General features: G+C 42.6%; 10 protein-coding genes and 1 pseudogene. 3 read left to right on the top strand and 8 right to left on the bottom strand.

Features of this window, described 5'->3' with window-relative positions:
• Window positions 1-116 (top strand): annotated as a pseudogene (locus KJS58_RS21085) (IS30 family transposase); the annotation flags it as partial.
• A gap of 261 nt (window positions 117-377) precedes the next feature.
• On the opposite strand, the gene KJS58_RS21080 reads toward KJS58_RS21085, so the two are convergent.
• The 3 genes from KJS58_RS21080 to KJS58_RS21070 form a co-directional block, all read right to left on the bottom strand.
• A complete protein-coding gene (locus KJS58_RS21080) occupies window positions 378-1,268 on the bottom strand; it encodes a catalase family peroxidase (RefSeq protein ID WP_249717743.1) in 891 nt (296 codons plus the stop codon).
• A 107-nt stretch (window positions 1,269-1,375) separates the two neighbouring features.
• Window positions 1,376-1,870 (bottom strand): hypothetical protein, encoded by a 495-nt coding sequence (locus KJS58_RS21075; RefSeq protein ID WP_213535449.1) that lies wholly within the window; start codon window positions 1,868-1,870, stop codon window positions 1,376-1,378.
• Between the two features lie 24 nt (window positions 1,871-1,894).
• On the bottom strand, window positions 1,895-3,238 hold the full coding sequence (locus KJS58_RS21070) for a Dyp-type peroxidase (RefSeq protein ID WP_213535448.1): 1,344 nt from the start codon (window positions 3,236-3,238) through the stop codon (window positions 1,895-1,897).
• 344 nt (window positions 3,239-3,582) lie between these two features.
• Between KJS58_RS21070 and scfA the strand changes: the two genes are divergently transcribed.
• Window positions 3,583-3,732 (top strand): six-cysteine ranthipeptide SCIFF, encoded by a 150-nt coding sequence (gene scfA / locus KJS58_RS21065; RefSeq protein ID WP_160033811.1) that lies wholly within the window; start codon window positions 3,583-3,585, stop codon window positions 3,730-3,732.
• Window positions 3,733-3,750: 18 nt separating this feature from the next.
• Window positions 3,751-5,142: a thioether cross-link-forming SCIFF peptide maturase gene (scfB, locus tag KJS58_RS21060; protein ID WP_213535447.1), complete on the top strand. Its 1,392-nt coding sequence runs from the start codon at window positions 3,751-3,753 to the stop codon at window positions 5,140-5,142.
• Window positions 5,143-5,325: 183 nt separating this feature from the next.
• Here scfB and KJS58_RS21055 read toward each other — a convergent pair whose 3' ends face one another.
• The 5 genes from KJS58_RS21055 to KJS58_RS21035 form a co-directional block, all read right to left on the bottom strand.
• Window positions 5,326-6,012 (bottom strand): DUF3600 domain-containing protein, encoded by a 687-nt coding sequence (locus KJS58_RS21055; RefSeq protein WP_213535446.1) that lies wholly within the window; start codon window positions 6,010-6,012, stop codon window positions 5,326-5,328.
• The gene (locus tag KJS58_RS21050) at window positions 6,005-6,532 is read right to left on the bottom strand and encodes a sigma-70 family RNA polymerase sigma factor (protein ID WP_213535445.1); all 528 of its coding nucleotides are present in this window, start codon (window positions 6,530-6,532) and stop codon (window positions 6,005-6,007) included. The genes KJS58_RS21055 and KJS58_RS21050 overlap by 8 nt, the downstream gene beginning before the upstream one ends.
• A 272-nt stretch (window positions 6,533-6,804) precedes the next feature.
• Entirely contained in the window at window positions 6,805-7,959 is a 1,155-nt protein-coding gene (locus tag KJS58_RS21045; protein WP_213535443.1) for a beta-ketoacyl-ACP synthase III, read from the bottom strand.
• Between the two features lie 323 nt (window positions 7,960-8,282).
• Entirely contained in the window at window positions 8,283-10,457 is a 2,175-nt protein-coding gene (gene gnpA / locus KJS58_RS21040) for a 1,3-beta-galactosyl-N-acetylhexosamine phosphorylase (protein WP_213535442.1), read from the bottom strand.
• 12 nt (window positions 10,458-10,469) lie between these two features.
• A complete protein-coding gene (locus tag KJS58_RS21035) occupies window positions 10,470-11,489 on the bottom strand; it encodes a glycoside hydrolase family 88/105 protein (protein WP_213535441.1) in 1,020 nt (339 codons plus the stop codon).
• Between the last annotated feature and the right edge of the window lie 143 nt (window positions 11,490-11,632).

Raw genomic sequence — 11,632 nt, 5'->3', positions numbered from 1 at the left:
TGACTGAGGAAGAATTAGAACATGCCCTCCAACTTATTAACAACAGACCAAGGAAATGTTTAGGATGGAAAACTGCTCACGAATCATTTGAAGAAGAAGTGTCGCACTTGGATTGACAATCCGTCATATATATTCATATGATCACGCCTTTCTTGGTGAATATGTACTCTGTATAAGCTTATCTTGAATAGCAGGATCATTACAACTCTTTCTAAAAATCTTCTGAGTTGCAAATAGTGTGAAAGTACCTACGATGAGTAAATCGCAAAAATAAAAACAGTCTAACGATAAAAGACGCACTTCAATGGAAGGGCATCCCTATCGTTAAAAATATTCTGTTCTAGCACGTTCCTCATATAATGATTCGTTTATAACAATTATTGACCCTGACTCCGGCGGTCATGTGATACCGCATAAGCATCGTGGCGGAAGTTTAAAATAGGATCTTTCGAGCATTCGATACCCGCAGGTACGTCTGTTGGGTCAAAAACACGATCCTGGGCTTTCTCGTCTGCTATGCCGGTGATTGATAACTCACCCACCACAATCCGTTCTCGGTCCTCCGGCCAAACAGACGTTGGATCGTCCGTTGGATCTCCCTCTTGCGCTAGGACTACAGATAATTGAAAGGCTACAGGCCCTTTTGATAGCCGCTCGGCTAGTTCATCCTCCAAATAATTGGGCGATTGCGCTTTGACTTCTTCATTCGCCAAATAATGCAGACCCGCTTCCGGTTCCCACTCATATTTAACAGCCTGCCGCTCGCCATTGCTATTGATGAAATAGTAAGCGTGAATGGAATGATAGCGGTTGGTAGCAAAACTGAGCGGAGGCTGCAGCATTTTCACAGCTTGAAGCCCGGCTCGGCTTTCCTCATATTTCTCCATGACCGCTTTAAATTTGTCTGCCGTTGTCGCTCCCTCAACTGAATTTTCTTTAATCGTGCCTAAGATATCAATAAAGGATTGAGGTGTTTTGGCAAAAAAGATAGGCAATGTAATCGTGACCAAACTTGTCACGCCCCCATCAGGCAATTCAAACTGAACAGCCATTCCTTTCGCGGGTGAAAAAACATCCGGTATGGATGGATTCGTTGAGCTGTTGGAGAAGCGCACAAGAGCTTGCGCCTCTTGATTTTGCAGATGGGGAGCAGTCGTTAAAGATGCCGCTTGTCCGTTAGGTGTAAATACTGCATGATAAACGACTCCTTTAGCGTGTGCACGTCGGTAACTTGGATATTTACCTGCGACTTCCTCAATAGAGTCCACGGCTTCAACTGCAAGTCCAGATGATTCAACATTTTTATTATCCATTTTCGTTCACCTCTTTGTAATTTATCAAAAACAAAAAAGGGGATATATCCATCCCCCTTCTTCTAGCTTTGCGAAGCGTCTAATAGATCATTCCAGGACTTCACAATACGCTGACCGCGCCAAATATCTCTGACCGTAGCATCGGGATAGGCACTATACCAACCGGATGCAGTTACCTGATACTTGGCGATGTAGTCTTTCGCTTCCGCAGATTCAATTCCCGGAAAGTCTACCAGTTCATTAAACATATTATTTAACAAATCCGGAATTTCGGTTCCAAAATCATCGATATAACTGTCCCAATCGCCATCGTAAGCTGTCGCAAATAGCAAGCGTGTGTCATTATCAAAAATCACAAAACGCATATCGTGAACAGTCGCGATCCGTGCCATTGTCTCCGCTTGTCTCGAAGCGCTTTTTTTCAATTTCTCACGGAGCCGATCCGCACCCCCTTCTTTAAGCGGTGCAATGATCGTAAGCTCGGATATTTCACCTTCCCGCAAACCTGCTCGTCCAGCGCTAGTAATCGGATTCGTCTGATTTTGTACTTCTTTCATGTTAATTCCTCCTTAGATATGATGTTAATCCAGCTCTGCCATCCACCGTAGTGCCGTCATGCTGGGGACAAAAAAGTACTCGCCGCCCTTAGTAATTGAGAAACTGGGAAGTTCTTTTACTCGGTGGCGGATAGGCTTGTCTGGAATCGTAAATATCCCTTCCCCTTCATTTTTACCGGTAATCGGGTCTTTTTCGGTTGATATGCCGGCGAAATTGCCTCCATTTAACCAATCCGTCTTGATAAATTCGAACTGCCGAGACAATGAACTGCATATTCCCGCAAAAATAATCCCTCGATCCTGTCCGTCATCCTCCATCTCCCCTTCGGGGAGTACAGGACCATACATCGTCGAACGCCGAAGCAACCGATGAATGTTCACATTAACTACAGAATCTTGCAAGCTGTCACGTGGAAAAGCACGCCGGATATGCGAGCTTACCGGACATTTGAAACCTTTCGGGTCATCCGCGTACGTAAATGCATTTCGGCGGTGAATATCTTCCCCGAGTGCTGGGTCATCCGTTTCCGGGGCCAGACTTAAAGGAGCACCACTTGGCCATCTTCCCACCATTTTTGCAGCCAAAAGTTCTTCATCGTCCCGATGATCGGCATGCTCCCGCAAATAACGACGAAAAGCCGCAACTCTCATGTGGAGCTTACGGAAACTGAGGTAACTACCGTTATGACCCAGTTCTACTGGTTCCGGACCCTTGGTTATGATACCGGATTCGTTTAAATACCCGAATAGGAACTCACCGGCTTTGATCTCATCTTCCTGTCCCACCGCATTCGGTATATGATTTCCTTCGATTCTCGGGTTGCTAATTCCATCCATGAAGCCAAGGTGCGTACGACCGTCAGGATTCATACCAACCTCAAGCCGGTAAATAACCGATATACCTCGCAAATCGCTATGAATTCGGCGAGCTGCATCTTCCGCTTGATGCAACGCTTCTTCAGTGGATGCAAACAGAGCAAGCGCCACATCAACTTTGTCAGTACCGAGTGGGTCTTCCCAGTGTTCTGTGCTGCTTTCGTTCACGTCGCCTAGCTTTGCGGCCCGGGCAGCCATGCCTTCCCGGAACTCTTTGTCGAAGCTGTTTAACGAATCCTGAGGAACTCCTAGCTTCTCTAGCCCTCGATAAGTAAAACCAACGTTGACCCAAGCACCTTCGTGAGGTTTACTCCATTGTCCGGCCGATGTTACTTCATCGAGAAGCCGCTGCAGCATCGCTTTCCCGTCCTGCAGATGGTCGATGGATAACAGTACATAAGTTCCTACATAAGGGGTTGGCCGTTCTTGTAAAACGATTCCTTGAATGTCATCGTAATTTAGTTTTTTTTGTTCTGTGTCTATGACGTTCACCCCTCCCTATGTTCTTAGATTCGTAATCATCATGTTTAAAAAGAGGACCATTTCCTCATCGTTTCTTCTATCTAATTAAACCTCTCTCAGAGAGTTAAGCAGGTAATACTCCTTACCTACCGGTGAGCAAGGGCGAGTTAGAACCCTCACTTCCGGGGGGGCATCACATGCCAAAAAGCCGATCCCAACGGACCGGCTCATCTTCTCAGGAATCTTCCATACTAATTATTTCTAGGTGTGATTTATTTGATTGATATACACCCTTGGTTATAGATACCATAACTCATTGAAGTACATATCATTTTGTTACTTTTGAATGAATCTAAGACAAGGGAGTTATCATGATGAAAAGAATCGTAACACTAAGTACTCGCAGACTAATGGATACTGAAAAATACGGCGGATGCGGCGCATGCCAAACCTCTTGCCAATCCGCTTGCAAGACTTCTTGCGGGGTTGCTAACCAGCGTTGTGAAAACCCAATGAACAAGTAAGGAGCTTGATTACGAAGAATGATTCATCAATATCAACTGAACGGATACAATATCGTGCTCGACACCTACAGCGGTTCGGTGCATGTTGTTGATGATCTGGCATATAAAATTATTGAACTTTATGAGCAGACACCTCCAGAAGAAATTCTAAAGTTGATGCTTGAAGAATATAAGCAAGACGCGGACATTACGGAGAAAGACATTCGCGATACGATCGCAGCTGTTGAGGAACTCAAAGAAACAGGCCAACTCTTTACAAGCGATCCGTATGAGAATCTTTCTATGGATTTAAGAAATCGGAAAACTTATGTGAAAGCGCTGTGCCTCAATGTCGCACATACCTGCAATCTATCATGCGATTATTGTTTCGCGAGTCAAGGGAAATACAACGGCAACCGGGCGATCATGAGCTATGAGGTTGGGCAAAAAGCGATCGATTTCCTTCTAGAGAATTCAGGTCATCACCGGAACCTAGACATTGACTTTTTCGGCGGTGAACCGCTCATGGCCTGGAAAGTCGTTAAACAGATTGTTGCTTATGCCAGAAGCAAAGAGAAAGAATATAAGAAAAAGTTCCGCTTTACCTTTACGACAAACGGCATGCTGCTGAACGATGAAGTTACTGAATTTTTAAATCAGGAAATGTACAACGTTGTACTCAGTCTGGATGGAAGAAAAGAAGTTCACGACCGACTGCGTACAATGGTGAATGGAAAAGGCAGTTATGACCATATCGTACCGAAGTTTCAGGAATTCGTTCAAAAGCGCGGAGACCAAGAATACTATGTGCGAGGAATCTACACGGGGAACAATGTTGATTTCACAAACGATATTTTTCATATCGCTGACCTTGGTTTTGATAAAATCTCGATGGAGCCGGTTATCTGTGATCCACGGGAGCCTTACGCACTAACCGAAAAAGATCTCCCCGAAATTTATAACCAGTATGAAATTCTTGCTAAAGAAATGATGAAGCGTGATGAACAAGGCGAAGGAATTACCTTCTATCATTACATGCTGGACCTCTCCGAAGGACCGTGCATTCAGAAAAGAATTACCGGGTGCGGTTCGGGAACGGAGTATCTTGCGGTAACGCCATGGGGCGAGCTTTTCCCTTGTCATCAGTTCGTCGGAGATGAAGATTACAGCATGGGCAATCTGTGGGATGGCATCACACGGACGGATCTGCAGTGTCAGTTTAAAGAGAGCAACTGTTACTCAAAACCGGAATGCAAAGATTGCTGGGCGAAACTTTATTGCAGCGGCGGCTGTCCTGCCAATGCTCTGCATGCAACAGGTTCGATCAACGGCACCTATGACTTTAGCTGTGACGTCTTCCGTAAGCGTGTGGAATGCTCCATGATGGTGAAGGTTGCTGAGTCGATGAGAGCAATGGAGAGTAACTCTTAAAGTGAAATCATTGGGTTTAACTAGATAGAGAAGATAATAGAGAAGATAACAGAGTACATCACACTTATATGTGATGTGCTTTGTTTGTTTATTAGCTATTAAATATACTGAATTTAATGCTCTATACGAAGGAAAAAGGCTGCTGCAGCAGCCATTGAGTATCCGAAAGTAAGACTAGGATCGTCAATTTCCAGCTTGTTTTTCGTATACATAATGTAAGTAGTCTCGAGCTTTGCTGAATTCCTCTCTGAACTCTGCAGGAACTGTATTGATCTCTTTAATACTTGAGAGGCCTAGTTTTGCCTGAATCGTTTCATAAGTGATTAAAGTTTGCATGTACTGTTCATATTCTTCCGCTGTTAATACCTCTTTACTTGATAATTGTCCGTTTAGTTTGTCAAAGTAGGGTTGAATTTCGCTCATTATTACTTTCATTTTCTCTAATTGCTCTGCAGGTACTTGAGAATAATCGATGTTTCCATTTTTATCGCCATATTCAAGTTTTGCATTTGTAATTAAGTGTAATGAATCTTTAAATTGTTTAAACTCTTCTTTTCCTAGGTTACCTTTTGCTTGATTTAGTTTTGCATTAGCCAATAAGTAGCCTTCCATTGTAATATGAATCCCATGTTTTTTCAGATTATCAAAGGAACCATAAATATCATCGACTAGTAACGCTTGATAAGCAAATGCACTTGTTGGGATCACTAAACAAGCAGCAATACTAGCTATCACCCATCTTTTTTTAAAAGAACGATTCCGTATACTGCCCATTTCAGACTTTGCCTTACGAACGCCCAATTTACTTCTTTCATGAAGCTCCACAGGGATTTCGATGTTTGATAATTTTTGCTTAAAATGATTATCCATAAATACCTACCTCCTCCTTTAATTTTTGACGAAGCGTACCTAGCGCACGGTATAAGACAGACTTTGCGGTTCCTAGCGGGATGTCTAGTATCTCTGAAATTTCCTTTAGTGTGCGATCATCGTAATACTTTAGTAAAATGACACTCTTCTCATCCTCTTTTAACGTATCAATCAGCTTATTTAAAGATATCGTAAGTTCAAGATCTTCATCGTCTGCCCCAGCAGGCACTTCAAAGTCTGCAATTAGCGGGATTACCTTTTTGTTTCTGTTGATTAAGCTCAATGCACAATTAATTGTAATTTTTATGAGCCAAGTCTTAAAATACTCTGGTTTTTTCAAAGTACTCATATTCTTAAATGATTGATAGGCCACTTCTTGAACAAGATCTAGTGCATCATCTTTATTTTTCACATAGACATAGGCCATTCGATAAATATCTGCTTCATACTGCTGAAAAAGCATTAAAAAGGCTTTATCGTTTCCTTTTTGTGCTTTCTTTACTAAACGTTCATGTTTCATCGCAGTGCCCCCTTTCGTTTTGTTTTACATCTATTAGATAAACGGGAAGGTGATTTGGCTTATCTTTTTCAAATATTTTTATGTAATCCCCTTATTTAACATTTAATATAACCTAACCCACTACTAGGTCAATAAATAATATTGTGATAAACGAGGTTATTCGCTGTGCAAAAAAGGATAGATGAATACAGGTTTTCCTCCTGTTCATCTATCCTTTTCTTATACCTTCTTTTCTTTTGAAAAAATTCTATTCCTTTACTTCAAGCCATCGTTTAGTTGCTGTAATCACTCATTTCCAATGAAGATCCCATAACGGTCAGCATCATAATACAGCTTTGAAATCTCCCACTTTCGGGAACGACGCACAGCACCTGCTCCCCCTCTGTTAGACGACCCGAATTCAGCAATTCCTCAAGCATAATATATATGGAAGCTGATCCCGTATTACCTTTCGTATATAAATTCGTGAACCATTTCTCTTCAGGGATGTTCACTCCACCAAGCTCAAACAACCGAAATATTTCCTCTTTGAAAAAATGAGATGAATAATGGCAGACCATCCAGTCAATCGCCTCAGGATTAATCTTGCCTTCTTCGACGAGCTCTAGGATTCGATTCGTCCCCACCTTTGTAATTTCATTAACAAGCCTCACATCTTGCTTCAGATTAAGGGCTCCTTGATCTGCCGCTTCATGAATGGAAGGATAATCAAGCCAGGAAGAGATGCCGCTCTCTTTATCCATTCCTGAATACATACAAACATCGTATTGATTCGCATAGGACTTGTTGTCTATCCATTCAATTCGCAGCGATTGACCTTCCTGAGAAGGAGTATTTTGCAGTACCGCTGCACCTGCACCATCTGACAGCATAAATCGTAAGAAATCCGTATCGAATGGTACTCGACCGTTCGCATAATTCTTTTGTGCTTCAAACTTTGTATGTTTAAACTCACGGCTCAGAAACTCACTGGCACATGAGATTGCTACTGTATTCTCACCCGATTTTATATGTAAATAAGCATTCTTCAAGGCGTGCATTCCACTGGCACATAACCCCGTATGCGATGAAATTTCCATAACAGGTAATTCAGTCTCTGCATGTACCATACTTGCAAATCCAGGGAGGAGTAGGTCAGCTCTTGTTGTTCCTGCCGCAAGAAATCCAATCTGATGTTCTTCTACATTCTCATTCCGATTTAGTGCATCACGAATAGCCAAGGAAGCCATTTCTGTGTTGGAATATAAACTCTTTTGTTCCTTATTCATCGCATAGTAGCGATAACGGATTTGATTTTTCTCCAGAATAATTCGTTTGGTCTTGGACGTCTTTCCTCCTATTTTTCCGAGATAATCTTCAATTTCATCATTACTAACGGGAGAGCCTGGAAGGAACTTACCTAAACTTGTAATATAGACAGAATTCATATAGCACCTCACTATTAAATTTATTAATAGTTATAGATATTCCCCCTCATGAAAAAATATCACTCTTTATTCCAAATGAAGTAGTCTTCCAGTATATGAGAGAGCATCATTCGTAGTATTTCATCAAAATGACAAAAGGACATAACAGTACCTAATTCGTACCATCATGCCCTTATCGTTTAATAGCAAGAACCCACGATGATTAAATTGCTAGAATATAAACAGTCTAATAATAAAGGATGCACTTCACATTGAAGTACATCCCTTATAGGTAGACTTTGGATTAATCAACGGGTGTTCCTATCCGATCGCCTTTCATCGGTTTAATTAATCACCAATTCGCCAATCGTTTTTATAATCGTGTCATACGGCTCAAGCTCCATGGTTTGTTTTCCATACTCAGTATCAACCGTTGTTCTTTGAACCTCATCACTGTTATTAATCACAACTAATATCTTGCTTTCTGGATAATAAGCACATTCTGTATATAAGTTATCCGCAATATATTTGGTTTCATGTAACTCATCGCCGGCATAACGAATGATATTCAGCAATAATCTTGTGTTTTCCAAGCTGAATTCAAAGGAAGGAAGGTAAATCCCTTTCCCTTTTCCAAAGGCATGAGTAGACAGAGTTACCATTCCACTCGCTTCATCCACGACTGCAGCTGACCCATCCGTAAGGTAAATGTTATTCTTTGGCGCTATACTCGCTCCTTCAGGTACTAAACCATGCTCGTCCGAAGCCTCAAAAGCCCATTTTCCATGAGCCACCCTTGCGCCGGTATCCTCATCTAGACCAAGAACGTGTGACATTCTGAAAAAGGTATCGTGCCCTTCTACTGCCGATGGCTGATTAACTCCAATAAAAGTACCGCCCTCATACACCCATTTCGTCAGTAAGTCCACACACTTGTGGTCATTCCAATGCTCTCCACCGCTCCAAGCTGAACCGGCAGACCCGGCATTGATTACTACATCACAGTCCTGCAATACACCCTGACGGATATCTTCAAAATCAATGAACTGTACTTCAATCGGCAGTCCCGATAGAGCTTCATTGATATGAATCAAATCATGCATATACGTTTCGTGGAAATGTCCAGACAATGTCCAGGCCCTCAGCTTGCCCCAGCTATGCAGAACGGCTACCTTCGTCTTGATATGATACGGTTTTCCTTTATCGTGCAGCTCTTTAATCTCTCTGAATTCATTCGCAATCTTTTCGATGTAATCGCAAAAATCGGGATATGGCTCTACCAGATGCAAATATCCGCCCAGTCCAATCCGGTCAATCGGCTCACGTAGCAAAGCACGCCGGATATTAATCCAATACTTTTTGGCATCAAGCGTAGGGTCACCGCCCTCCATAAAGGTAGGAAGCCCGCCTAAACCAACCGGGAAAAGGTAAGGATGCAGCCGGATCTCATGCGTATCTACTTTCACACCGGAACAAAGCCTTGCTTCATAACCAGAGAATACACATTTAATCATTCCGTCAAATCCGAATTCCTGAAAGCGATCATTGTACGGCTCCATACCAACCCAGCTGTCATCATAAAAAACATACGCAAGCTTATCATGCTTATGCACAATATCAATTAATTGCTTCCCGAATTTGATGACAAAATCATTGATAAATGCCATATAGTCCAGCTTCCGCTGCTCCGCTGGGATATGACTGACGCGATATTTCCCGCCATTCACAAAATCTTCGGCCGTGAGCGAATATCCATATTTCTTTTCAAATAGATCCAGTGCTCTTGAACTTACTGTAAAATCATAGGATCCCCAGTCCGTGAACAGATGGCGATTGCGCTCATTACTGCCCCAGATCCAGGCGAAATTATAAAATAAAGAGGTAAACCGAACAACGGTTGTCTCCTTATGCTGCTCGCACCAATTTTCCATCCACTCCAGCAGATACTTTTGCGTATCCGCATACATAGGATCGATCTGCATCAAATGCTCTTTGTCCCAATGATTCGTTGTGTGATTGTACATGGAGATTTCTTCCCAGATCCGGTAGACCATAAAGCTTACTGTGTATTTATGCCAAGGGGTAATTCCGCTGATGACTACATTTCCTGATTCTCTTTCATAATTCCATTGTTCTCTAGGAACTTCTTCCCCCGTTGTCCGGTCATACACTTGCCAATACTTCAGCGCCTCTTTAGAGTCATTTACTCGGAACTGTTCGTCAAAGAAATCTTCCATCAGATAGATCGAGATATAATCTTGTACAGCGACCTTCGGATTTGTAATTAAAAAACACTGCTGCAGCTTATCGAGATTCTCACTTGCCCATTCGTTATGATCTCTGATGATACAAATCGTCGAATAGATACCGTATCCCGCGTTAATAATCTCATCGGATAATTTCGTACCGTCACTATCACGGATTACATCCGCACCCCACCGCTCTGCTAACTGCAGCGTCAGTGCCTCATAACCAGATTCACCTGGCAGAGTAAAGGATCCCGTTGTTTTTTTAGACAAGGTTGATTCCTCCTATTTAAGCATATCGGATAGAAAAGAGAGTGCGAGGCCTTGACCCCAGCCCTGAATCCAGTCTTTTGGAATATTACGATATCCTTCCCGGTCTTTCATCACCGCTGTACCGCCTGATACACCGAGTACTCGTCCATCTTCGGTAATATGGTTCACGATGCCATCCAGGGCCTTTTGTACATATTTGGTATGCAGCGGATTGCCGTTATTGATCATCGCAGCCGCAATACCGCAAGATGCAGATACTTCTTCATAGGAATCCTTGTCATCCAGTACCGTCCGCCACAGGCCGTTCTCTGTTTGAACAAGCTTGAGTGCCGCCAATTGATCCCGAAGTGAACATTCTACGTCCATGCATTGCGGGTATAAATACCAGTCTTTCAAAAGCATTTTCACTTGTGACATGGTGTAGGCTCCCCAAGCATTTGCTCTCCCCCAGAAAAATCCGGACATGTGATCCTGATTGACATGATTGTAGCCATGGTACCAGAAACCGCTGCTAGGATCTTGCAGGTATTTGATATGCCAGTAATATTGATTGAGGGCATCCTGGATCATTGCCTCATCTTTCAATTTGGTTCCTACACGGAGCAGGAAAAATGCCGCCATAAACAAAGTATCCGCCCAAGCCTGTTCCGGAAAATCATTATTAGCCGATACCGTATGCTGCAGAACATTGTCTCCAAATCTAAGCGCATGATTCTGGAGATAATCTACCTTGCTCATCACAATATCCCAATATTTCTGATCCCCTGTTTCTTCATACAATGTGATCAGCATATGCCCCATAGCACATGTGTTTACCGTCCAATGCGGCAGGCCAAGCTCAATATATTCATCTGCCCACTGGATCAACATATTCAGATACTCTTTATTCCCTGTTGTTTGATAGGCTCTGGATACACCATAATAAGCCACACCGCAAGGCCAGTCCCAAGTTAAGTCCATCGCCATTGTTTTTTTGACAACTTTGTCGATGATACTTACGATCTCTTCTCTGTCATAGTTTAATTGAAGCATCTGTATTCTCCTCTCGTTCGTACACATCCTAAGTGGTGATTGAGAGCGATCCGATACTAATGGAAGCGCTTTAATAAAACTATTGTAAACCGCTTTGTTGGGCTATATCTAAGCATATTCAAAGAAAAACTACGCAATTCCAA

The organism is Paenibacillus sp. J45TS6, assembly GCF_018403285.1.
In the GTDB taxonomy this organism is placed as follows: Bacteria; Bacillota; Bacilli; order Paenibacillales; family Paenibacillaceae; genus Paenibacillus.
The sequence above is the reverse complement of the archived record's forward strand: the minus strand, read 5'-3'. Positions and strand labels throughout refer to the sequence as shown.

Bases quoted from the DNA above. Each gene is read 5' to 3' on its own strand.
- KJS58_RS21045 (WP_213535443.1), bottom strand. From the start codon at position 7,959: ATGAATTCTGTCTATATTACAAGTTTAGGTAAGTTCCTTCCAGGCTCT.
- KJS58_RS21050 (WP_213535445.1), bottom strand. From the start codon at position 6,532: ATGAAACATGAACGTTTAGTAAAGAAAGCACAAAAAGGAAACGATAAA.
- scfA (WP_160033811.1), top strand. From the start codon at position 3,583: ATGAAAAGAATCGTAACACTAAGTACTCGCAGACTAATGGATACTGAA.
- KJS58_RS21075 (WP_213535449.1), bottom strand. From the start codon at position 1,870: ATGAAAGAAGTACAAAATCAGACGAATCCGATTACTAGCGCTGGACGA.
- KJS58_RS21055 (WP_213535446.1), bottom strand. From the start codon at position 6,012: ATGGATAATCATTTTAAGCAAAAATTATCAAACATCGAAATCCCTGTG.
- scfB (WP_213535447.1), top strand. From the start codon at position 3,751: ATGATTCATCAATATCAACTGAACGGATACAATATCGTGCTCGACACC.
- KJS58_RS21035 (WP_213535441.1), bottom strand. From the start codon at position 11,489: ATGCTTCAATTAAACTATGACAGAGAAGAGATCGTAAGTATCATCGAC.